19 protein-coding genes and 6 riboswitches are annotated in these 23567 nt (G+C 55.6%); of the genes, 3 read left to right on the forward strand and 16 right to left on the reverse strand.

Annotated elements, in window-relative coordinates; translation table 11 throughout:
- The 13 genes from cbiQ to B5D39_RS01515 all read right to left on the reverse strand — a co-directional run bounded on the left by cbiQ (window position 1) and on the right by B5D39_RS01515 (window position 17390).
- On the reverse strand, window positions 1-729 hold the full coding sequence (gene cbiQ, locus B5D39_RS01455) for a cobalt ECF transporter T component CbiQ (RefSeq protein WP_078788605.1): 729 nt from the start codon (window positions 727-729) through the stop codon (window positions 1-3).
- Complete coding sequence (locus B5D39_RS01460; RefSeq protein ID WP_078788606.1) at window positions 719-1054, reverse strand: energy-coupling factor ABC transporter substrate-binding protein; 336 nt, start codon at window positions 1052-1054, stop codon at window positions 719-721. The genes cbiQ and B5D39_RS01460 overlap by 11 nt, the downstream gene beginning before the upstream one ends.
- Window positions 1051-1728, reverse strand: coding sequence for an energy-coupling factor ABC transporter permease (locus B5D39_RS01465; RefSeq protein WP_078788607.1), 678 nt, complete (start codon window positions 1726-1728; stop codon window positions 1051-1053). The genes B5D39_RS01460 and B5D39_RS01465 overlap by 4 nt, the downstream gene beginning before the upstream one ends.
- Before the next feature lie 17 nt (window positions 1729-1745).
- A complete protein-coding gene (locus tag B5D39_RS01470) occupies window positions 1746-2558 on the reverse strand; it encodes a transporter (RefSeq protein ID WP_244161322.1) in 813 nt (270 codons plus the stop codon).
- A gap of 14 nt (window positions 2559-2572) precedes the next feature.
- A riboswitch (cobalamin riboswitch) is annotated at window positions 2573-2747 on the reverse strand.
- A 98-nt stretch (window positions 2748-2845) separates the two neighbouring features.
- A riboswitch (cobalamin riboswitch) is annotated at window positions 2846-3039 on the reverse strand.
- Between the two features lie 209 nt (window positions 3040-3248).
- Complete coding sequence (gene metE, locus B5D39_RS01475; protein WP_078788608.1) at window positions 3249-5597, reverse strand: 5-methyltetrahydropteroyltriglutamate--homocysteine S-methyltransferase; 2349 nt, start codon at window positions 5595-5597, stop codon at window positions 3249-3251.
- A gap of 38 nt (window positions 5598-5635) precedes the next feature.
- Window positions 5636-5824: riboswitch (cobalamin riboswitch) on the reverse strand.
- A gap of 50 nt (window positions 5825-5874) precedes the next feature.
- A complete protein-coding gene (locus tag B5D39_RS01480) occupies window positions 5875-6435 on the reverse strand; it encodes a helix-turn-helix domain-containing protein (RefSeq protein ID WP_341865405.1) in 561 nt (186 codons plus the stop codon).
- A gap of 115 nt (window positions 6436-6550) precedes the next feature.
- Window positions 6551-6732, reverse strand: a riboswitch (cobalamin riboswitch).
- An 83-nt stretch (window positions 6733-6815) separates the two neighbouring features.
- Window positions 6816-8690, reverse strand: coding sequence for a TonB-dependent receptor plug domain-containing protein (locus B5D39_RS01485; protein ID WP_078788609.1), 1875 nt, complete (start codon window positions 8688-8690; stop codon window positions 6816-6818).
- A 17-nt stretch (window positions 8691-8707) separates the two neighbouring features.
- Window positions 8708-9451, reverse strand: coding sequence for an energy transducer TonB (locus B5D39_RS01490; protein WP_078788610.1), 744 nt, complete (start codon window positions 9449-9451; stop codon window positions 8708-8710).
- A 10-nt stretch (window positions 9452-9461) separates the two neighbouring features.
- Window positions 9462-13388, reverse strand: a complete 3927-nt coding sequence (locus B5D39_RS01495) for a cobaltochelatase subunit CobN (protein WP_244161323.1) — start codon at window positions 13386-13388, stop codon at window positions 9462-9464.
- Between the two features lie 157 nt (window positions 13389-13545).
- Complete coding sequence (locus tag B5D39_RS01500; protein WP_078788612.1) at window positions 13546-13884, reverse strand: DUF2149 domain-containing protein; 339 nt, start codon at window positions 13882-13884, stop codon at window positions 13546-13548.
- Window positions 13871-14467, reverse strand: coding sequence for a MotA/TolQ/ExbB proton channel family protein (locus B5D39_RS01505; RefSeq protein WP_078788613.1), 597 nt, complete (start codon window positions 14465-14467; stop codon window positions 13871-13873). The genes B5D39_RS01500 and B5D39_RS01505 overlap by 14 nt, the downstream gene beginning before the upstream one ends.
- On the reverse strand, window positions 14464-15165 hold the full coding sequence (locus B5D39_RS01510; protein ID WP_078788614.1) for a DUF2162 domain-containing protein: 702 nt from the start codon (window positions 15163-15165) through the stop codon (window positions 14464-14466). Before B5D39_RS01510 ends, B5D39_RS01505 begins: the two co-directional genes overlap by 4 nt.
- Window positions 15166-15176: 11 nt before the next feature.
- Window positions 15177-17390 carry a TonB-dependent receptor gene (locus tag B5D39_RS01515; protein WP_078788615.1) on the reverse strand — a complete coding sequence of 738 codons (2214 nt, stop codon included), beginning with the start codon at window positions 17388-17390 and terminating at the stop codon, window positions 15177-15179.
- Between the two features lie 15 nt (window positions 17391-17405).
- Window positions 17406-17590: riboswitch (cobalamin riboswitch) on the reverse strand.
- A gap of 98 nt (window positions 17591-17688) precedes the next feature.
- Window positions 17689-17994, reverse strand: a riboswitch (cobalamin riboswitch).
- 193 nt (window positions 17995-18187) lie between these two features.
- On the opposite strand from B5D39_RS01515, the gene B5D39_RS01520 reads away from it, so the two are divergent.
- The 3 genes from B5D39_RS01520 to B5D39_RS01530 all read left to right on the forward strand — a co-directional run bounded on the left by B5D39_RS01520 (window position 18188) and on the right by B5D39_RS01530 (window position 22555).
- Window positions 18188-19168, forward strand: coding sequence for a response regulator (locus B5D39_RS01520; protein ID WP_161947402.1), 981 nt, complete (start codon window positions 18188-18190; stop codon window positions 19166-19168).
- A 24-nt stretch (window positions 19169-19192) separates the two neighbouring features.
- Complete coding sequence (locus B5D39_RS01525) at window positions 19193-21784, forward strand: cobyric acid synthase (protein ID WP_078788617.1); 2592 nt, start codon at window positions 19193-19195, stop codon at window positions 21782-21784.
- 84 nt (window positions 21785-21868) lie between these two features.
- The gene (locus B5D39_RS01530) at window positions 21869-22555 is read left to right on the forward strand and encodes a hypothetical protein (RefSeq protein ID WP_078788618.1); all 687 of its coding nucleotides are present in this window, start codon (window positions 21869-21871) and stop codon (window positions 22553-22555) included.
- Window positions 22556-22617: 62 nt separating this feature from the next.
- Here B5D39_RS01530 and B5D39_RS17425 read toward each other — a convergent pair whose 3' ends face one another.
- Genes B5D39_RS17425 through B5D39_RS01540 form a run of 3 tightly spaced genes read right to left on the reverse strand, consistent with a single transcriptional unit; the run spans window position 22618 to window position 23392 of the window.
- Window positions 22618-22752, reverse strand: coding sequence for a PIN domain-containing protein (locus B5D39_RS17425; RefSeq protein ID WP_425274623.1), 135 nt, complete (start codon window positions 22750-22752; stop codon window positions 22618-22620).
- An 18-nt stretch (window positions 22753-22770) separates the two neighbouring features.
- The gene (locus B5D39_RS01535; RefSeq protein ID WP_161947403.1) at window positions 22771-23166 is read right to left on the reverse strand and encodes a type II toxin-antitoxin system VapC family toxin; all 396 of its coding nucleotides are present in this window, start codon (window positions 23164-23166) and stop codon (window positions 22771-22773) included.
- Window positions 23153-23392, reverse strand: a complete 240-nt coding sequence (locus tag B5D39_RS01540) for a type II toxin-antitoxin system Phd/YefM family antitoxin (protein ID WP_078788620.1) — start codon at window positions 23390-23392, stop codon at window positions 23153-23155. The genes B5D39_RS01535 and B5D39_RS01540 overlap by 14 nt, the downstream gene beginning before the upstream one ends.
- Window positions 23393-23567 lie beyond the last annotated feature (175 nt).

A 23567-nucleotide genomic window follows, 5' to 3' on the forward strand; every position in this document is an offset into this window, starting at 1 on the left:
TCATACCGGTAAAAGGGCAATCATGATCAGGCCTGCACCGGCACAGAGCGAAACAGCCAGATCGCGCCTCGCATGACCGTAGACAGGCGTAAGAAAGCGCAAGCTGCCATCATTGCAGCGTGCGCTGGCCGCCAGATCAAGGGCGGCGGCCCGTTGCCAGACCTGCAAGGTAACGGCGGCGACCAGTTGCCCCAGGGCGCGCAGGGAATGGCGATAGTTGGCATAGCCCAGGCGGGCTGACTGGGCAGTCCGTATCTGCTGCACGGCATCCGAAAAAACAAACAGCATCCGGTAGCCGATCACCGCCATGTCCAGGAGCAGGTCAGGTAGTTTCAGTTTACGCAGTAATGAAAGTATCTCGGTCATGGGGGTGGTCAACGCAACAAACAGCAATGCGGTAACCGAAGCGGCGGCTCTGCCGCAGAGTTGAGCCGCCTGATCACGACCGGCGCCGGTAAACGTGATGCCGGAGCTGTCAAATGACACCAGCAGGGTCAGGGTACTGAGCCCCAGGAAGAGCAGGGCAGGGGCAATGGCACGCAGATACCGGCTGACCGGGATACCGGCTCCGATGATGGTGATCAGGGCAATGACAAACGCCACGGTTCCTGACATTCCGGGCCGCCCGGCCAGAAAAGCGGCACTGATGCCGCAGAGGCAGAAAACCGCCTTGGCGGCAGGAGAAACCTGCCGCCAACGGTTATTGTATGCAGATTGATCAATCAACACGGGGGCGGTTCAGTTCCTTCTGCAATCTACTCCTGGTTGCTGCGCTCCCTAGATAATAGCCGATAAATCCGGCCCCCAGTGCTGCCTGCAGTGCAAACAGCAGTGATTCTATTTCGCCGCTGGGCGGCTCAAAAAAAGGCTCAAACCAGGGCTTGTAGTCAGGGACAATCTGTTTGATCAGATCCTCTGCCTGCCCATCGGCACCGGCAAAAATTTCAACCTTTTTCCCGTCCGGTCCTGGTTCGGGGCGCTGAACCGTAACAAGCGGAATCAGTGCCAGTACAATAACGGCAATGATCAGAGATATATTTTGATACGGTTTCATGCCTTCACCTCCTGGGGGATCGGCAGATTCATCGATTGCAGCTCACGGGCGTTGTAGCGGGCCAGGGCGTTGAACACCAGCACGGTCAAAAAACCCTCGCTGGCTGCCAGCGGGATCTGGGTCAGGGCAAAGATACCGGCAAACTTGGCAAGGGAAGCGGTAAAACCGCCAACCGGATCAGGAAAGGCCAATGCCAGTTGCAGCGAGGTGGTAACGTAGGTCAACAGATCGCCCAGGGCAGCAGCCAGAAAGACTGAAAGCCCAAAAGGGAGTTTAATCGCCTGGGCCATGCGAAAAATGCCGTAAGCCGCAAAGGGGCCAACAATTGCCATGGAAAAGATGTTGGCCCCCAGTGTTGTCAGGCCCCCATGGGCCAGCAGGATCGCTTGAAACAGCAGCACTATCGCACCCAAGGGGGCCATTGCTGCCGGGCCGAACAGGAGCGCACCAAATCCGGTACCGGTTGGATGGGAACAACTGCCGGTAACTGACGGGATTTTTAATGCTGAAAGTACAAAGGTAAAGGCGGTGGCCACCCCCAGCAACATCCGCTGTTCCGGGTGTTCGGCAACCCTTTTTTTAATGCTGTAAATGCCGTAGGCAACGAACGGGGCCGAAGCTGCGCTCCAGGCCACGGCATGTTTGGCCGGTAGAAAACCTTCCATGATATGCATAGCAGACTCCTTTCGGGTTAAAACTTCAGTACGAGACCGTACACCGCAGTCACATCGGTTTCAGGTTTGGTCAGACCGAACTTGATACCGGCATCAGCATCCAGATGGTCATTGATTTGGTAACGCAGACCGGTGAGGGCATAGACCGGTAGTTCACTCGATGCCTTATCCGGGTTAGTGGCAAGGCCGAAATCAGCCACTGCAAAGAGTCCTTTGGCAACTTCAGCCTCACCGGCGATGGAACCTGACCAGAGATTTCTGCGTTGCGAGCCGTCATCTTCACGGTAATGGTGATACTCATAGCCCAGGTTAGCATGCAGGGCATATTTGCCATCCTCAAACTCCTTGGTGGCAATCAGGGTGCTGCCATACTGCCAACGGCCCTCCGACAGACCGGCGCTGTATTTGCCGGTTGGCATGATGACACTGGGTTTGATAGCCAGGTTGATACCGCCCAGTTCTGCAAACTTGTATTTTACTTCCAGTGTCATGTCACCGAATCCATCGGCATTAGAAATAGTTCCGTCCACGTTGCTGCGTTCGTTGAACAGATAGGGAATGGCCAGAGAGACACCCAGATCTTTGTACAAGCCGGTGGTAATCTTGACCTCTCCATCCACGGTATTGGTCTTGGTCGTGGAACCGTCAGAAGTATGTTTGTCATAGCCATAGGAGCCGTTCAGCTCAATTTCAACCTTGCCGACATCAACGGTACCGGCGTCATCAGTGGCAAGTGGTGGGCCTGCCAGAGCCGGAATAGCCCCTGCCAGCAGACATCCCGCCAGTAAGCCTCGTACCAGCCTTTGCGTACATTTTCTGCTTTTCATCATACATCCTACCTCCCTCGGGTTATTCAGATGAAGCGGTCTTCCGGCTCAAGGCTGCCTACTTACCCACCTTCCCAGGAGTGCTCCCAGTGGTTGTTTCACTTTGCGGTGACGGGCTTTCGTTCCCTTTACGGCTGCGGGGCAGCGGGGGCATTTAACCCCTCTTCCTCGACCCCATCTGTTTTAAATTTCTGCACAAAAAAAGTCCGCAACTGCAATGGCAGATGCGGACTTATCGTATTTAAAGTCGGATTAATAGTTTCACTCACCCTTTACCAGAGGGTTCAATTGAGTGCTTATAATCATCGGCAGGTCTTCTGGCTTGCGATTCATCCTCCGGGCGCCTTCCCAATCAAATGATCAGTGACGTTATTGCCCTTTGTCCTCGCTTACAGCGGCGGGTCCGCGGGGGATTCCTTCCGTACGGAAATACACCCCTCTTCCCTATCAAGCCCGTATGGGCACCGTGATTTTTTTATTATGCTTCTGTCTAACAACGGCAGAATATGACGAGGTACCTTCCTAATTGAATACTTGCATCATGTCAAGGTGTTACTCATTCACCATACTCCTGCAAAGGTTGAAATGCCTATTAAATGTGGTACGGACCGATGATCGCATCATACAAATCAAAGGGTGCCTTCAGATCAATAAAATTGCCGGGCTACGGCGAACCGCAACCCGGCCGGTATGTCAGATGTCGGCTCCAACTGCCGTTATTGTCTGTCCTGTTGCCGGTGGTGCAACAGCCGGGAACGTTCCTGATGATGCTCCGGCGGTCAGTTCCAGCCGGATCTGATGGGCTGCCGTGACCAGATTCCGTAACGAGGCTAGAGTTTCCGGCCACTGGCGGGTCTTCAGGCCACAATCCGGGTTGATCCAGAGCCGCTCCGGCGGGATGACCTGCAACGCCAGACGGATAAGCGCCACGAGCTCTTCCTCCTCCGGCACGCGGGGACTGTGGATGTCGTAGATGCCCGGACCAATTTCGTTGGGATAGTGATACTGGCGAAAAGCGCTCAGCAGCTCCATCTTGCTGCGGCTGGCTTCAATGCTGATCACATCGGCATCCATCTCAATGATCCAGGGCATGATGGCGTTAAATTTACTGTAGCACATATGGGTGTGAATCTGGGTACTGTCGGCTGCGCCGCCAACGGTCAGACGGAAGCAGTCAACCGCCCAGCGCAGATAGCGTTCAGCATCCTTTTGGCGGAGCGGCATCCCTTCCCGCAGGGCAGCCTCATCAACCTGAATGATGCCGATCCCGGCCTTTTCAAGATCGGCAACCTCATCACGGATAGCCAGGGCGATCTGTTTGCAGACCTCGGCACGGGGCAGATCGTTACGCACAAAGCTCCAGTTCAGGATGGTAACCGGGCCGGTCAGCATCCCTTTCACCGGTTTTGCGGTCAAGGACTGGGTGTAGCTGATCCAGTCCACGGTCATCGGGGCCGGCCGGGCAACGTCGCCATAGATCACCGGCGGCTTGACGCAGCGGCTGCCGTAACTCTGCACCCAGCCGTTTTCCATGAAGCAGAAGCCATCAAGCTGTTGCCCGAAATACTCAACCATATCATTGCGTTCAGACTCGCCATGCACCAATACATCCAGGCCGAGCCGTTCCTGTTGTTCAACTGCGGAGCGGATCTCTGACTGAATGAAGGAACGATAGGCCGCTTCAGCCAGGGTGCCTTTATGATAGCTGTTACGGATGGAGCGGATGGTCGTGGTCTGGGGAAACGACCCGATGGTGGTGGTCGGCAGCAGCGGCAGTTGCAGCCAGGCATCCTGGCGTTGTTTACGCACCGGATACGGGCTTGTCCGGGTCAACATTGATTCGTTGACCGCAGCCGCACGTTCACGAACCTCCCGGCGCAGGATACCGGTATCGTTGCACTGTTCGGAAAATAACTGGTCGTTTTCCCGCAGCAGCGGTTCATGTTCACCCTCGGCAATTGCTGCCAGGACGGCAACTTCACGGCATTTCTGTACCGCAAAGGCCATCCGGTCCTTGATCCCGGGCGCAAGACGACGTTCTTGCAACAGGTCAACCGGCACATGCAGCAGCGAGCAGCTTGAGGCTACCATAATCCGGTCGCTGCCGATCCGGCTGGTCAGTTGTTCGATCACCTCTTTGGATTGACGCAGGTTGTTTTTCCAGATATTCCTGCCGTCCACCAGCCCGGCAGACAGAATGGTGGTTGCCGGCAACAGATCAAGTACCTGATCAAGCTGTCTGCGGCCCCGCACCAGATCAAGGTGCAGGCCGTCGCAGCCGGTTTCCAGCGCTGTGGTCAGGTTTTCGTCAAGGGAACCGAAATAGGTTGCCAGCAGCAGTTTTGCGTTGCCTGCCGCCTGCTTCAGCTTGCGATAGACCGGTGCAAACAGCTCACGCACCTGCTGCGGCAGGTCGGTGCAGAGGATCGGCTCGTCAATCTGAATCCAGATGCAATAAGGTGCCAACTCGGCCAACACCGAGCAGTAGACATCGACAATGGCATCCAGATACTGCCAGCGGTCAACCCCGCTGTACTCCATCCCCAGGCTGATGTAGGTCAGTGGGCCGATCAGAACCGGCTTGGCGCGAAATTCACGGGACAGGGCATGTACCGTATCTCGAACCAGTTTGTCCGAGGAACGGCGTATGGTCATGCCGGGGGTGAACTCCGGCACCAGGTAGTGATAGTTGCTGTCAAACCATTTGGTCATCTCCATGGCCGGGATATTGGCAGCGGCATCCCCCCGCGCCATACGGAAATAGCGGTCAAGCTCCAGTTCGTCCGTAACCGTTTGAAACCGTTGCGGGATCATGCCCAACAGGCAGGTGGTATCCAGCATCTGGTCATAGAATGAAAAATCACCGACGGTTACCATTGACAGTCCCTGATCCCGCTGGAACCACCAATGCCGTTCCTTCAGCGCATTTTCGCAGGCAAACAGATCCTCTTTTTTACTGGTGCCTTTCCAATAGCTTTCAAGTGCCTTCTTCAGTTCGCGGTTAGTGCCTATCCGCGGAAATCCCAATACGTGTGTCTCCATCACAATCATCCTTTCTTTGTCTAAACGCGAGACCAAACAACATACCTATGAACAGGACGTCTTCTGGCTCCCAGACCCGTGGAGCCGCTGCCTTCCCGCTTCATGCGAAACAGTGGCAACGGCAGGGAACTGCTCTGGTTACAGCGGCGCGTCCGCGACGGATTTTCACCGTCTTCCGTTTCCTGTTCATTCCTCTTTGCCAACAGATCTTGTTTTCTTGCCCGCCATATCACGCCGGGCCTGCAACACCTCCTTCAGCGGTATAATCAACCTCCGGCTAACGACCGACCACCTTGAGCAGGATGGTCTCATCCTGATTTGCAAGCGACAACTGGTGGTTGACGGTGGCATCGAAATAGATGCTGTCTCCGGCCTCCAGCCGTATCGTGCGTTCATCAAAGGTCAGCTCTGCGCTCCCTTTGACAACAAAGATAAACTCGTCCCCTGCGTGGCTGTGTGAATCGCCAGCCACCTGCTCCCCTGAATTTGAGACCATACAGGGCTCCATCTTTTTGTGCTGCTTCTGAGGCGACAACGCATATGAACGGGCATGAACGGCCTCTTCCAGACAAACAGGCCGACGCTGATCGGCACGAACCAGCTCAAAGCGCTGCTCATGTTCTTCATCAAAAAGATCCGCCATTTTAATATTAAAAAACCTTGCAATCTTTGTGAGTGTCGCAATGGGAGGCGATACATTGTTGTTTTCTATCTGTGAGATCAAAGCCGGAGAAAAGCCGGTTTCACCTGCTACTGCCTGAAGGGTCAACTGTCTGGCATGACGGAGTCTCCTTATTTTTGCGCCGATATTGTAGCTGTTCATGCCAATCTCCGACATTTCCTTCTCCTTGTCGCGGCAACAAAAAAAGCCCGCCTGTGCCAAAGCAACAGACGGGCTTTCCGTATTCAAAGCCTGATGATAACGTTTCACTCTTCCCAGACCACGGGGAACCTTTGAGCGCTAAGATCAGGCAGGTATTCCGGCTTGCGAGTCATCCTCCAGACGCCTTCCCGGCATTATTGCTGCCAGTGGCATTGTGTCTTTTGTCGTCGCTTACGGCGGCGGGTCCGCGGGGGAGTTGCACCCCTCTTCCCTATCAAGCCCGTATGGGCACCATGATCCGATATTCAGTTGTTATTGCTACGTACAACTACACAGGTGAGATACTCTTCAATCATCCATCCTGTCAATAAAAGACAACGTATTGTGTTGGTTCTCTAAAACCTCACCTGAACGCCGCCTAAAGCGCGGATGCCATCATCCGGATAGCCGAGATGGCTCTGATAGGCTGCATTAAACAGGTTGTCAACCTTGACGTAGATATCGGCCTTGGCGTTCTTGAAAGCAACCGGTTGCGTGATCCTGAGGTCTGCCGTCACGTATTCATCCAACTTTTGTGCAGGCAGGTTCTCAACCTGGCTGTAGCGTGCGCCTTCGTACCGTACGGTAGCCTCCAAACGGGTTTTCAAGGTCGGCACGGTATACTGTATCGTTGTCTTCAGTTTCAGATCCGGCGTGTAGGGCAGCTTTGTACCAAGATCTTTGTCCTTTGATTGTTGATAGACAAACGACAGGTCACTGCTGAGTCCTGCCATCCAGCTATATTTGGCGCTCAGCTCGATCCCCTGCCGTTCTGCGCCGGAGATGTTGATCGGACGGTAGATCAGATCAGTGCCACGGCGGGAAGTGATCAGATCCCAGGTGTCAACCCGGAACAGGGTGGCCTGAAGCTGTGATTCTTTGGCTGGTTTGTACTCAATAGACAGGTCGGAGGTCAGCACTTTTTCCACCTTCAGATCGGGGTTGCCCCGGCTCTGGTCAATGGAACCGTGGGTGCTCTGATACAGTTGTTCAAAGGTAGGGACGTTGGTTACATAGCCGACTCTTGCCTTTATCTGCCAGTTTTTGCGTATGCCCCACCCCAGGCCCAGTGACCCTCCGGGATTGAAGCCGAAGTCATTGGTAACATCACCACGGGCGCCGACGGTTGCGGTGAAATCGCCAAACCGTTTGTCAAACTGGGCATTCAGGCCGTTTCTGAACCGGTCGTGCCGACCGGCAAGGGTGTGTTCGAAGTTGTCGAATTCCGACATGCCGCCGATCCGTAACTCCCACTTTTCAGCGTCGTCAAGCCAACTGGTGTCCAGTTTCAGACCGACCTTTCGATCATCAAGGGTGGCGGTATAGCCCTGCTGAGACCGGTCCTTCAGGTTGAGCAGATCACTGTAGCTGTTCAGGGTGTAGGAGCCGGTTTCCTGTATGGCACCGCTTATCCGTCCGTCCAATGAACCTTTGCGGTACTGCTGCCGGGCGTCAGGCGTTACGTTGTCAGTTGGGCCGGGAATACCGTATTCTGCCTGATAGTAGCGCCCGTTGAGCTCGTATTTAGTGCCGTCTTTGGCTGTTCTGCCCCAGTTTGCACTGACATTCCCGTCGTTTCTGTCGCTATTTTGCCGCTTGCCGTCGCGATGGTTGAAGGAGCCTGACAACAACAGGCTGCCGTCACCCAGCTTCAGCGTCTGGCTGGCGCCGGTCTGTATAAGTCCGTAGGATCCTCCTGCTGCCTTGACACTGCTGGACAACGCTTCGCCCTTGCCTGCTGCCTTGATTTCCCTGGTCACAATGTTGATGGCGCCATCACTGCCACCCGGTCCCAGCCAGACCGGCACCGGTGGCTTGAAAACCGTTACTGATTCAATGATGTCAACCGGAATGCTGTTCAGATCCATGCTGCCTGACTGGTTGCTGTTCAGCGGCCTGCCGTTCAGCAGTAGCAGAACGCCGCTGGATTTTCCGGAACCCCTGATGGAGATCCGGGAACCCATGCCTGAAGTGGGATACACCTCTACACCGGGCATGGTTTTTAGTATTTCTTCCACGTTTGAGTGGTTCCGTTTGACGATCTCGGTTCGGCTGACGCTGTTGACATCCTGCGGATAGTTTTTGATATACTCTTCCAGCCGGTCAGCGGTAACCACCACCTCGCCCATGCTGTAGGCAGAAGGGGCCGGCTGCTTTGTCTCTGCATAAACAGCCCCTGAAATTAGCGGTACAACGGTCAATGCGTGGGTTAGCAGTATTTTGTAGTTCATCAGATCTCCTGGTGGATTTAATAGAGCCGGAAGACCACCGGCATGGTGATCTCGGCGGCAACCGGCGGTTTCGGAAAAGGGGCCACACTCTTAACTGTTTCTACGGCGCTATTGTCCAGCAGCGTATGGCCGCTGCTCTCTTTGACATGGATTGAGCGGACGCTGCCGTCTTCAGCCACTACAAATGCCAAAACGACTCTGCCGCTCCAGCCCCTGCGGCGTGCAAGCTGGGGATAGGCAAGATGTTGTATGATCAGGTCGCGAATATAGGTGAAATGCGCGTTGATATAGCGTTGCTGCGCCTTTGCCTCTGTTACCGCTCCCCCACCACCTGAGGGGGGCGACGACGCTGCTACCGTTTTTTTACCTGCCGATTCCCCTGTGGATGGCGAGGTGCCCCCATGAGCACCGGTCTGTGCGGCTGCCGGTTGACGTGACTGCGGCGCCGCGGCGCTTTGCGGTGCTGCTGTCCTTTCCTGCGCTACAGCGCTGCTCTGCTGCGGAGCTGGTGCAGGAAGCGGCTTCTGTTGAGGCATGGGAACCGGTGCGGCCTTCTTTGGGGGCGGAGCCGGCTTCGGCAGCCCGGCACCGGCTGCAGGCGCGGCTTTCGGTGCAGCGGTGACCATCCCGGGCCGTAGCGAGGGGGCCAGAGTCAGGTCGATCATAACCGGCTTTGGCTGCTGCAGGTGTGGACCGGCGGCAATCAATAGGCCGACAGCGCTCAGGTGCAGCGCCAGAGAGAGACCGGTCCATTTGATCATCGGAGCACCTCTACCGTCTCCTGAATCCCCAGCCAACCAACCCGACCACCCCTGCAAACCCCAGCATAAACAGCCAGGGGATCGGGGCCGAGGCAGCGCCGCTCTGTTGCCCGCCGGTTTCTTTCATCTCAAACCCTTCCACCTGTTTACCCTTTGCCGCCTTGCCGCTGCCGTCCGGCGCTGCACCGTTTGCCCCCTGTTTTGATGGTTGTGCGGTTGTCTGCGCTGCGGACTGTTGCGCCTTTTGTCCGCTTTTGCCTGCATCAGGCTGTTTCATATCCTGCAGAGCCTGTTTAAAGCCGGGTACCAGCGGCTTCAACCCCGGCACGGAAAGCAGGGTGGCAGTGGCAAATTCAGTCAGTTGCGGGTTGTTGCAGGTGTGGTCGCAGCAGGCCAGCCCCACTTCCTGAACCGTTTTTGCGTATTCTTCGGCCAGCTTTTCAACCACTTGGCTGTCCGGTTTCCAGTACTGTTTGCGCACCGTCTCCAGCATCCGGGCCACCACCGACTGGTAGGCCCACATGTTCTTTGATTTGCGGAACATATCCTTGATGCCCAGGCCGTTGCGGTCAACTACCCAGGTTTCATGCATCTCCTGCCATTTGGCGGCATCAACCGCCTCCGGCACGGTTACCTGCCAGCCCCAGAGGTGCTCGGTCACCTTGTCCACAAACCGCGCCCCTGCGTACCCCTCCTTCATCATCGCCTTGATCCACTCCGGGTTTAAGTAGCGGGAACGCATCTCCCGTCCCATCATCTTTTCAAGGGTCTCCTGAACCGGCTTCTTCGGGTTGGTCATGTTGGTGACATAGACCTCCGGGCTTTTGCCGTCCACGGCCCGGATCGCCATGGCGGTTCCCCCCAGGTACTGGAAGAAGTCGTCATTATCCAGGGTGGCAATGACATTGGAAGAACGGCTGTGAATGGCAATCTTGCTGCCGGACAGGGCGTTCTTCAGCAGGGTTTCCCCCAGTTTCCTGCCGCCATGCTCGGCGCTGTCCCCCCAGAACCCCTGGCCGTAGAGGTGGCTCATCCTCATAAAGTAGACATCAATCACCTGTTTTTCGTTATCCCAGGTGTTGGAGGCTACAATCACCTTGTCCAGATTGGTGCCGTAGGCCCCGGACGGTTCGGTAAAGATGCGAACCGAGGCCAGCCGCTGCGCCTTGTCCTCCGGCACCCCTTTTTCCAGCAGCATCTTTCTGGTCTTCTCAACATTGCGGCGGATCAGGTTATCCTCTTCCTGCTGATCCCGTGCCGTACTGACCGCCTTGTCCAGCAGATCCATCAGGTTGGGAAACAGGTCGCGATAGAGACCTGAGGGGACCATGGTAACGTCAATCCGTCCCCGTCCCAGTTCGCTACGGGGAATCAGTTCCACCCCCTGCACCCGTCCCCGCTCATCCCACTTGGGGCGCACCCCCATCAGGTACATGATCTGCGATTCCATCACCCCTTCATGGCGGATGGTCTCCGTTGCCCAGATGTTGAAGGTCAGTTTGTCCGGGTAGACGCCGTGACGTTTGCGGTAGCCCTCAATCAACTCCTGTGCCAGCTTTTTCCCGGTGTTGTAGGTGCCGGGTGAGGGGACAAAGGCAGGGTCAAAGGAGTAAAAATTCTTGCCGGTGGGGAGCGAATCCGGGTTCCTGATCGGGTCATTGCCACTACCGGAAGGGATATAGCGCCCTGCCAGGGCAGCCACAAATGAATCAAGTTCCCGCTTGCCGCTTGCCTCAATGGCCTGCTCCATGGCAGCTATCCGTTTTTCCCGCTCGGCAGGGGCAAGGTTTTTCTCAATGGCAACCACCGCCTCTGCCGTACTGCGGCGGTAGCCTGCTTCCGGAGATCTGCCAAAGGTGTGCAGACCGAACGGCGAGATCTTTTCGCCGATCTCCCTCAGGTAGTCGTCCAGCTCTTCCACCTGCTCAGGGGTGCTGATGCCGGTCAGTTTCAGATCGGTCAGCATCCCGGTCTTGCGGGCCAATGCGTTGATATCCTCCAGCTTTGCCGCTGCAAGCTGCAGTGACTTCTCGCGGGCGGCGTTGTAGTCGCTGATTAATGCCGCAAGCTGCTTTGCCTCACGATTCATCCCTGACTTGTCCAGGGGAGGTGTCATGTAGTCAATAACCGTTGCCATGCCGCGCCGTTTGGCCTGCAGCCCTTCTCCCACGTCATCCACGATGTAGGGGTAGATGTTGGGCAGATCCTGAATCAGCAGTTCCGGCGGGTCTTCGCGGGTAAATCCCACCTCCTTGCCGGAGAGCCACTCATGGGTGCCGTGGGTGCCGATATGGGCCACGGCATCGGCCTTGAAGCCCCGTTTCAGCCAGAGGTGGAAGGCGATATACTGATGGTGCGGGGCGATATGGATATCGTGGTACAGCTTCTTGATATCCTGCTCCCACCCCCGTGACGGCTGGGGGGTGAAAAGGATATTGCCGTAGCGGACACCGGGCAGCACCAGAAATTTATTCCCCTTCTGGTCGCTCCAGGTCATGATCTGCGCCTTGTCCGGCTCCCCCCAGTCCTTGACCACTGATTTGCGGAATCTGTCTGGCAGTTCCATGAACCAGCTTTTGTAGACCTGGACCGGCAGCAGTACGGCATGGCCGCTACGGGCCAGCCGGTCGATCTCCGCCGGGGCCCAGTTGCCGATGTTCCGGCCATAGGCATGGACCTCATCAAAAAGCTGCTCTTTGGAAACAGATCTGGCGCCAGCATCGTACCCTTCGATCTTTAAGCGGTTCAGGAGTTCATACAGGCTTTCCGGCATGACATTCAGGTAGGCGGCCCCGATATTCTGCTTGCCCGGCGGGTAGTTGTAGTAGATCAGGGCGATATGCTTGTCGCGGTTCTGCTTCTGCTGCAGGGCCAGCCAGCGTTTGACCCGCTGGGTCAGCCGTTCGATCCGTTCCGGTATCGGGCGGGTCTCGACATACTCCATGCCGCTGGCCTTGTCCTTTACCCGCTCCTTGCTGGCCACCACGGTGGGCTGGATAATACCGGCCAGCTCCGGCAAACCGATGGAAGAGCTGCGTTCAAAGATATCCAGACCCACCGGCGATTTTTCCCATTCCTCCTGTGACTGGGAATGCAGGCTGATGGCATCAATCACCGGCACACCAAGCCGGGTCAGGATCGGCACGGCCCGTTGGGGTGTGATGCCAACCTTTAAGGCAATCCCCACCACCACCTGCACCCTGGACTTGCCGTTTTCGTCAAAGAAAAATTGCTCTACAGATTTTTCCGATGGATAGCCAAAGACCGGCAGCACATTAAGGCCCTGTTTTTCCAGCGCATCAATCAGGCTGTCCAACAGCGCAGTTTCGCCGTTATCCACCAGGTTTTTAAAGAAGGGGATGCCGACCCAGGGGCCGGGCCTGCTGCGGTACAGGCGCTGATACTCTGCAAAACCGGTGACGGTCCGGTGGCCGTCTTTCAGATAGATACCGAACTGGGGAACCTGAGCAGGCGGCGCTGCCTTTACGGCTATACCGCAATCCCGCTGCAGCAGATACAGCACCATGTTGACGCAGTTTTCCAGTCCCCCCTGCTGCTGATAGGCAGCAACGGTCCGGTCGTTTTGCAGACCAAGTTCCTGGTCATCCTTGCCGTACATGCCACCCACGGCGTAGACCTTCATCCCCTGTCGCATCATGGCCTGCAGGGATGCCTTGAACGGCTCCAGACCACGGCGATCCATGATATGGACGACACTGAACCCTTTGCCTCCAGGCTGTAACGCCGGGAGCGCTGCGGCATCCCCCTTGGTCAGCACCTCAAATCGCACCCTGCCGGTCAGCTCGGGGTGGCGCTCCCTGATGGCCTGCACGGTTTTAACTGCCAGACTGCTGTTGTAATCTCCCAGGATCAGACGGACCTGGGCCGTTGTCCCGGCTGGGGCTGCGCTGTTGGAGGAAAATGGAAACACAAGCATTATCAACATGGTTGCCAGAATCAGCCACGCATTGCTTCGATTCCAGCTCAAGGATGATCTCAAGGCGGCGAGGAATTTGGCGACGCAGGCGTACACGAAGTACGTTGAGGAGCCAACGACGAGCCAACGAAGAGAGTGCCTTGAAATGGAATCGAAATTATTCCGGAACATAGATCACCTTCCCGTCTTTAAGTTGATAGGCAGTGCCCAGCCGTTCACCCTCGCCGGAAAGCCGCTTGTCGGTAACCTTACGGACCTTGATCTCCTTGCCCTTTTTGCTGATTACCTCAATCCTGCCGTCGGCAGCCTTCTTGGTGATGGTTACCTCTGACTTCGGGTCCATCAGGTCCAGCATGTTGTAGGCCATGAACAGGGCGATCATCATGCTGACGATAAAGACCACGCTGACGTCAAACAGGTTGGCAACGCCGGAGATCGGGTCTTCCAGCGGTTCGTCGTATTTTTCAAAGCGGTTGCGGCGTTTAAGATAGCGCATCGCTACGCTCCTCCTGCACCGGTTCGCTGGGGCCGCCCAGCCGTTGCCGCAGCATCTTCTCGGTAAAAAACTCCATCTCCCGCAGGTCGGCCCGCACCCATTTTTCCTTTACCAGCGACATCAGGTAGGCCAGCACGCTGCAGCCCAGACCGACCACCACGGTGGTAAAGGCGGTAACCATGCTGCCTGCCATCTTGGGCATGTCACCCTGGGCCAGCGATGAAAGGGAGATTCCCATCGGGATCAGGGTTCCCATCAGGCCCAGCGCCGGTCCGACCCGGATTACAAAACGGATTTTATCCAGAGATTTGATCTGGGCCAGCTCTGCGGTCTGCAGCAGCCGTTCTGCCTGCAGATCAAGATCCGGCGCTGCTCCGGCTTCTTCCAGCGTTGCAGTCAACTGTTTCTGGAAGCGTTCAAGGGGGATTGAGGTGTCACGACGGCGCTCAATCCATTCCCTTAAAAAACCGCCGGAAAAGATGGCAACCCAAGCCACCAGCAGCACCAGTCCGGCCACTACGGGAAACAGCAACACCGATGAAATCAGATATAAAAAGGTCTCAAGACCGGCCAGAATGTTCATTTGGTATCTCCTTTGCGCATAAAAAAACCTGCCAGCAGCGCCGCAGCCAGCAGTATCACCAGCAGCAGCGTCTGGCTGTTGTTCCCGCCTGCTGCTGCCGGTTGCAACTCCTTCAGAAATGAGCCGTACATCCCCTTGGCCTGTTCAACCTTGGCCGGAAGAAACAGTGAGGCGATGAAGTACAGTCCGATGGTGATCATGGCCAGCCCCAGGGCCGGGATGCTTCCCTCGCTTTTCCCGGACTGTGTAAGCAGCATCACCAGCAGGGTCATGACGGTAAAGGAGATGCCCAACACCACCCCCACGGCCCAGGGCAGCAGCGGCAGGCTGTGCAGGGCCGTCCAGGTGGAAAAGGTCATGGCGGTCAGGCAGACCGGGCAGGGGATCAGTAATGCCAGAGAAGAACCGGGGGTGCATGCTGTTCCTGGCTTGCGTACCAGCCAGCCGCCCCAGAGGATCATCCCCAGCGCCATAACCCCATGCAGCCAGGGACCGCCCTTGAGCAGCGGTTCAAGCAGCTTCAGCAACCGCTCGGCCAGCAGGGCAATCAACTCAAACAGCAGCAGATACAGCCCCAGAGTCAGTGCGATTCCTTTGCGGCTGACCTGACCATATCCCAGTCCGGCGCCGGTCTTGACGGCAAAGATTCCCAGACTGAACAGGGTGCCACCGACCCAGAGCGCGATATTCAGATCCATAACGCTTCCTTTCAAAACTTGAAGCCCAGTTCTGCGTAACAGGAACGGCCCGGTGCCAAGGAGGAAGAGTAGTAATGCTCGTCAAACAGATTGGTGACAGACAGCGAGGCGGTTGCCCAGGCGGTAATCTTGTAACGCAACTTCAAGTCCACGGTAAAATAGGGGTCATAGCTGCCCTGTACGCCGTTGACGGTGTCGGTGTTGGTGTCGCTGGAATAGCGCTTACCCACATAGCGACCGGTTGCCGTTGCTCCAAAACTGCCGTAATCCAGATCAGCCCCCAGATTGAACATATGTTCCGGTACATCGGTTACCCGTTTGCCTACGGTTGCGGGAACCGCACTGTTTTCCCTGATGGTCGCATCGGTGTAGGTGTAGTTGGCAAACAACCGCAACAGTGAGTCAAATTTCTGTTCTGCCTCCAGCTCTACCCCCCTGCTTTCGGCCTTGCCCGCGTTGGCCTTGTCTTTCCAGGTGGGGGTGGTTGAGGTGCTGTAGATCAGGTCGCTGATGTAGTTCTCAAAATAGGTGGCGGTAAATTTTGAACCTTGCCAGAGCCGCTGGCTGACACTTGCATCCCAGGAGATGACGGTTTCCGGTTTCAGGTTGGGGTTTCCGGCGTAGGTGGTGCCGCTGGAGGTGGTCCAGGTGCGGTAGAGATCATACACCGTGGGCGCACGAAATGCCTTGCCGCCGGATAGTTTGAACGTGGTTGTGTCAAACGGTCTGTAGACCAGCGCGCCTTTGGGGCTGAAGGCATCGGCGCTACGGGAATCGTAGGTTTGGGGATAGCCGACGCTGCCGACCTGATTGGCGTAGCCGTCGAAGGTCTCCCACCAGTCCTGCCGAAACCCGGCAAACAGGGTCAGCTTATCCAGCAGTGCTATTTCACCCTCCGCAAAGAGAGCAAAGGTGCGGTCGGTTCCCTTTGATTCGTAGCTCAGGGCTCCTTTGGAGTTTTCATCCTGCCAGTTAGAGAGATTGTGTTCTCTGGAATGGGACCAGCCGCTGCGGTAGGCACCACCCACGGTCAGCAGATGCTTATCCAGAATTGGTATTGAAGCCTGAATATCGGCGTTAAAGGCGGCTGCCGGGGTGTCGGACAGCTTGCCCGGCCCGCCGTTGCGGGTACCGCCGTTGGGCGGCGCAGCCGAGGTGGGGGTGGTTCCCCAACTGCTCATCTGATCAAGATAACCCAGGTTCAGCTTGTACTTGACCGTTGCCAGTTCTGTTTCAGCGCCAAATCCGTACAGGTGCTGATCACTGCCGCCATTCCCCCCCAGAAAGGATGCCTCCCGTACTGTGCCGTAGCTCCAGACTTCAGCGCCGCTGCTGTTGCGCAGGTAGGTGGCCGGATTATCATAGGAATATTCGCCGGTTGACTTCATAAAAGATAGCTTGAGCTTCGTATTGGAAGGTAGTTCGAGCTCTGCCTTGGCGGTCAGGTTGTCCTGCCAGGCACCGTTTTTGCCTTTGTCTCCCAGCCGATAGCGGGTTGCGCCGGTATAATCAGTGGTCGGCTCCCAGCCGGTGATACCGGCAGTCGGCTTGCTGCTTTGTACGTTGCTGTCACTGCGGTAGCCGTCGGTGGCCAGATAGTCGTTATGCAGGTAGAGTTTGATTCTTCCCAGATACTTGTCACCGTAGGAGGCGGCAACCCGCCTGGTATTTTGCATGCCGTTGGGGCTGTCCAGGGCAAAACCGTAACCGCCAGTCAGGGTTAGTTCCTGCTTTTCAGGCATTCGGGTGATCATGTTGACCACCCCCCCCATGGCATAGCCGCCGTAGAGACTGGAGGCCGGACCTTTAACCACTTCAATCCGTTCAAGGCTGCCGGGCGAAACACCTACGGACACCACCGATCCGGCGTAAGGACTGTTGATGGTAATGCCGTCCAGCATCACCAGCGTGCGGGACTGCCCCGGAATGCCGCGCAGGGTAATGGCTGACATCCGGTCCATCATCCCCTTGCCCCGGGTTGTCATAACGCCGGGAATGGTATTAATCGCCTCGTCCACTGTTGTGATAGTCCGTTTTTCCATTTCCTCCTTTGTTACAACAGAGATGCTGCCCGGTGCGGTTGCCAGATCCTGTTCGGTTCTGGTTGCCGTCACGACAACCTGTTCCAGCCTTGCCTCACCTGGAGCGGTTTCCGCCTGCGCTGATCCGCACACCGCCACGACCAATGCCATCACTACGGCACATTGTTGCCTGTTCTTCTTCATTACGTTCCCCCCTCGGGTTAATGTACAGATGGAGCGGTCTTCCGGCTCAGGGCTACCTACTTGTCCACCTTCCCAGGATAATATCCCAGTGGCTGTACCCTCCCCGGAACTGGGTTGGGTTGGACGTTCGTTCCCTTTACGGCTGCGGGGCAGCGGGGGCATTTAACCCCTCTTCCTAAACTCCATCTGTCTGAAATCATGCATAAAAAAAGTCCGCTTGCGCATACCACGCAGGCGGACTTATCGTATTTAAAGTCTGGCTCATCAAGGCGCACTCACCCTTTACCAGAGGGTTCAATTGAGTGCTAAGATCATCGGTAGGTCTTCTGGCTTGCGATTCATCCTCCGGGCGTCTTCCCAATCAAATGATCAGTGACGTTATTGCCCTTTGTCCTCGCTTACAGCGGCGGGTCCGCGGGGGATTCATCCTGATTCCATATCAAGGCGCAAGCTTCGTTGGCTCGTCTTCGACTCCTCGACGTACTGCGTGTACGCCTGCGTCGTCGAATTCCTCGCCGCCTTGCTATCATCCTTGATCTGAAATCAGGGGTACACCCCTCTTCCCTATCAAGCCCGTATGGGCACCGTGATCCATGTATTTAACTTCTGTCTGTTTTGACAGAATATGTGGTAGTAGCTTTTGCTCTTCCTCGCTTCCATTCGGTGTAGAAATGTCAGTAACAGATGCCAAGAAACCAGTTGGCTGTCAAGAATTTACTCAAAAGGTTGCGGTTGTTTTTTCACACTTCATACCGTACTATCCAGCATTAATTTGCAAAAACGTTTGGAGCTTACCCATGGCATTACCGGCAAATATCCTTGTTGTTGACGATTCACTGGCAAACGGCAGCGTTATTGTTGATATCCTTGAGGCTCAGGGATATCTGGTGTCTGCCACCTCATCGGCTGAAGAGGCGATTCCGCTTTTCAATGAGCAGGATTTTGATCTGGTGCTGACCGGCCTGATGCTTTCCGGCATGAGCTGTTTCAATATGATGAAGGTGCTTAAGCGCCACAAGCCGGAGATCGATGTTATTGTCCTTACCTCCAATGACTCAAGTTACAACATCATCAAGGCACTGCGTCTGGGGGTCTATGACTATATTGTCATGCCGCTGGATGATGAGAGTGTGCTGTATAATGTGATTGAAAAGGCCCTTGAAAAAAAGGAGCAATTGCGTAAAAGAGCGCATCTGCTTGGAGAACTAACCAGAAAAAACAATGGTTTGCAGGAAACGCTGGAGATGATGAAGTCTGCCAACCAGATCAGCGCGGCGCTTATGTCAACCTTCAGCGTGCCGGAGATCATGAAAAAGCTGGTGGAGCTGGTTACCGAGCATTTGCGGGCGCATCGTGGCTACCTGCTGCTGCTGGACAAGTCAGGCACGACCTTGCAGGCAAAGGTGGCTACCGGTCTGGACCCCCTCTATTCACAATACTATAGCCTGGCCTTGGGCAAGGGGATTTCCGGTAAGGTTGTTGAAGAGGGTAAGCCGTTGATTATCTGTGATATCACTGACGAGGGGTTTGTGGATTGCGTCAGGGAGGAAGACCCTGACGGCGCCATGCTGGCCGGTCCCAGCGTGCTTTCGGTGCCGCTGCGTGTGCAGGATAGGGTCGCCGGGGTTTTAACCATCTCCGGTGGTGTCAGTGGGGAACCGTTTCATAATGACCACCTGGAATTTCTCACCATGCTTTCTCGCTATGCAACCATCGCCCTGGCAAATGCAGGTGTTGTCTATAACCTGAAAAAACAACTCGCCGCATCATCAGTATAATCTGTTTGCCCATCCTGGCCTGACATGACCAACCAGAACCAACAACCGGTACGACATAGCCATGGCGGCAATCTGCGCTGTCTGAGCACCCTGTCAGGTATTCCCCAAACTGAACTGCTTGATTTTTCAGCTAATATCAACCCGCTGGGGCCGCCGGACTGGTTGCGGCCGCTGATTGAAAGCCGGATCAGTGATCTGATCCATTATCCTGACCCGGATGCAACCGAACTGGTTGAGGCGATAGCTGCCCTGCACCAGATACCGGCTGACCAGATCCTGGTGGGTAATGGCGCCACTGAACTGCTGCACCTGCTGCCCCGGGCGCTGGGCTGTTCCTCACTGCTGTTACCAGTGCCCAGCTATGCGGATTATGAGGAACCGGCCCGGCTTTCCGGCCTGAGCATTGAGCAACTGCCACTCTCCCCTGATACCGGTTTTGTACTTGATCCAACCTGCCTTGTACCGTTCTTGAAGCCAGCCCAGCTGGTGCTGCTGGGCCAGCCCAATAATCCCACTGGTCGTACCTTTAATGCTGAAGCCCTGCGCCGGATTGCGCAGGAACATCCAGGCACCCTGTTTGTGGTGGATGAATCGTTCATCGGCTTTACCGACGGCAGCCAGAGCCTGCAGCAGAATCGTCCTGAAAATGTCCTGATCCTGACTTCGTTGACTAAACTGTACGCCATTCCCGGTCTGCGTCTGGGCTACCTGACCGGCGCAACCGGGCATATCCAGCAGCTTAAAAACTATCTGCCCAACTGGACCGTTAACAGCCTGGCCCAGGCAGTCGGGACGCGGGCTGTGCAGGATATGGATTACCTGCAGCGGACCCGCAGCTTTGTCATCCAACAACGTGAGTCGCTGGTGGCTCTGCTGTCCTCCCTGCCCGGCCTGACGGTCTATCCCGGTGAGGCTAACTTCCTGCTGCTGCTGCTGGATCATGCGTCCCTACATGCACAACAGCTTGCCGATCAAGCCCTGCAGCAGGGGATCGCCCTGCGGGTCTGCAGTAATTTCAGCGGCCTTGATCAGCGTTACTTCCGTGTGGCCGTGCGGACTGAAGCGGAACAGCAACGGCTTGTTCATCTGCTGCGATCTGTGCTTGATCCGGCAAAAGTAGCGGTAATAAAGCCGAAAAACCCGGCGATCATGTTTCAGGGCACTGGCTCCAATGCCGGCAAGAGCATCCTGACCACGGCGCTTTGCAGGATTCTGAGGCAGGATGGCCATGACGTGGCGCCATTCAAGGCCCAGAACATGTCGCTTAACTCCTTTGTGACCCGCCAGGGGGGCGAGATGGGGCGGGCCCAGGTGCTGCAGGCCCAGGCCTGTCGGCTTGAGCCGGATGTGCGGATGAATCCGGTGCTGCTCAAGCCCAACAGCGAGACCGGCTCCCAGGTGATCCTCTGCGGCAAGGCAGTGGGAACCACCCATTTTAAAGGTTATGCAGAGCAACGGGCTGAGATCTTCAAGACTGTACAACGCTGCTACGATGAGCTGTCCGCAGAGCATCAACTGATGGTGCTGGAAGGGGCAGGCAGTCCGGCCGAGGTCAACCTGAAGGCCAATGATATCGTCAACATGAGGATGGCGCAGTATGCCAATGCCCCGGTGCTGCTGGTGGGAGATATTGACCGGGGCGGCGTCTTCGCCTCCTTTGTGGGAACCATGGAGGTCTTGAACGAGGCAGAACGGGCCATGGTGGCCGGTTTTGTGATCAACCGCTTCCGGGGCGATGCAAGCCTGCTGGGGGATGCCCTTGAGTACACCCGCTTCCACACCGGTAAGCCGGTGCTGGGCACAATTCCCTACCTGCGGAACCTTGGCTTGCCGGAGGAGGATTCGGTCTCCTTTAAACAGGGGCTGTTACCGATTGGGGCAAAAGATACACAACTGGTTGATATTGCCGTGCTGGATCTGCCCCATATCTCTAACTTTACCGACCTTGACCCGCTGGGGCTTGAGCCGGATGTGGGCCTGCGAATCGTGCGCACACTGGCAGAGCTTGGCCAGCCCGACGCCCTGATCATCCCCGGCAGTAAAAATACCCTGGCTGACCTGGCCTGGCTGCAGCAGACCGGCTTGGCAGTAGGCATCCTTAATCTGGCACAGGCTGGACAGACTGAGATCATCGGCATCTGCGGCGGTTTCCAGCTGCTGGGTAACGGGATCAGCGATCCCTACGCCATTGAATCCGGGGCCGGGGAACAGCAGGGGCTGGGTCTGCTGGCGATAAACACGGTTATGGCTGAAGAAAAGACCACCCTGCAGACCCGTTGTCGCCATCTTCCTTCCGGCTGCATGCTTTCCGGCTATGAGATCCACCACGGCATCACCACTGCAGAAGGGGTTGAACCACTGATCACCGGGCAGGATGGTAGGTTGCTTGGGGTAGGCAGTAGCAGCGGTATAGTTTGGGGCAGTTACCTGCATGGGATCTTTGATGCTGATCCGTTCCGGCGCTGGCTGCTGGATCGGCTGCGGGGTCGTAAAGGCTGGCAGACAGATGGGTTGATCCGGGCCTGTTATGATCTGGAACCAGCGCTGGATCGGCTGGCTGACTGCGTGCGGGGGAGTCTGGATATGAAGGCAATCTATCGGTTGTTGCGATTGTGACCTGCATCCCGGTCACATCCTGTTTGGGAAGATCACCGGTTCACACGCACGCGCGTGAACCGGTCAATAATGAGTTAAACGACTATGAGACCAATTGACAAAAATTTAGCTGAATGGAAGTCTTCTCTTTGCGGATCTGTCGACGTCGGAGGTCTCTACTCTCGCAATGCTATTGCACACAAATGGAAAGCGCCATTTCGAAGCCTGACGCTTAGGGAAATTGTTGCATGGCGTACACAAGACCTTCTTGAACAGTCTTTGCTGCTTTATGACACGAATCACCTTCTTGGTGCACGAATCCTCCTAAGGTCAGCATTTGAAACTGTTTCGGTGTTGATCTACATAAATCAACTTACGCGGAAGGTTCTATCAGGAAAGCTAGATTTTCATGAGTTTTCGGAGAAAACCTCCATATTACTGCTTGGGTCTCGGGATAGTTCGACTATGCATAAGGCAATTAATATTGTCACAGTTATTGAGAAATGTGATGCGCGATACCCAGGCCTCAAAGATCTCTACGCTTCACTTTCAGAAAGCGCACATCCGAACTACGAGGGAACATGCATTGGCTATTCAGTTGTTGATAGAAAAAACTATATCACAACATTTTCAAACAGATGGAAGGCGTTGTACAGCAAGAGCCACATCCAAAATATTGAACTTTGCACAACTGTATTTTACAGCGAGTACAACGAAGAATGGCCTGATGCTTTTGAAGATCTTGAACTATGGATTACACAAAACGACGACAAACTTGAGGCAACTAAGTAGGGTGTTTAGCTAGGTGGTGGCAGACGGGCTACGCTTCGCTTGCCGCTGCGCCCCCGGTCCGTTCACGGTAACGTTCCTTTTACCGCCACCTTTAGCAGCGCTTTATCAAAGGTAAGTAGGGTTTGTTTCTCCTGCAGAGAAGTGGCCGCCAGCAGGCAATCCACAGGATCAAGTGTTGTTCTCATAAAGAGACCAATATGCGGGAGTAGTACCGGTTACCAGACAATCTGGATACCGCTGACGGCAGCCAGTTTTTTGTCCGATGTTACTAGCCGTGCCTTGTTCAATACAGCAGTTGCGGCAATCAAGCGATCTGCCGGGTCACCGTGGGGGCAGAAATCAGTCAGCACGCTTTTTGCGGCAATCTCCGGTGTGACGGGCTGCACTTTAATGGAGCGGGCTGCAAGTACAAGCTGGATAAAGGTCTTTGGATCAGTGCCCGGATCAATACGACCTTTGGATATCAGCATGGCAATCTCCCATAGCGATATATCCGCACAGGCAAGCGTACCTGCCTTGTCAGCCTGCTTGATTGCGGTGATTGCCTTGGCACTGAGGCGTTCCGGGGTCAGTGCGTCAAAGATAAGGGCGCAGGTGTCAAGTATCAGCACGCTCTGCCTCCCATTCAGTATCAATCGGCGAAACCACATCGTCAACGCGGCAATGGGCACGAAGCGCCTGCAGTTGTTCCCGTGCGCTTAAGCGCGTATCCTCCGGTGGCACCAGTCGGGCAACTTCCCGACCTCTGGAGGTGAGAGAAAGACCTTCTCCCTGGCGGACCTTGCCCAGATATTCCGGGATATGTTTGCGAAACACCGTTACGGGTACTTGTTGCATGGCTGGCTCCCTTTGCTCATTGATGTACACTTTAAGTGTACGTTAACTGGTTTGGATGGTCAATAGATTTGTGGTAACGACAGGACAAAATAGTAGTTGGACTGCACTGCCGGTTTTTCGACAAAGGTAATTTCTGAATCAAATTGCCGGGTCTGGGCCTTCGTTTTTTATCAAT

Origin of the sequence: Trichlorobacter thiogenes (assembly GCF_900167465.1) — a bacterium.
GTDB classification, from domain to species: domain Bacteria; phylum Desulfobacterota; class Desulfuromonadia; order Geobacterales; family Pseudopelobacteraceae; genus Trichlorobacter; species Trichlorobacter thiogenes.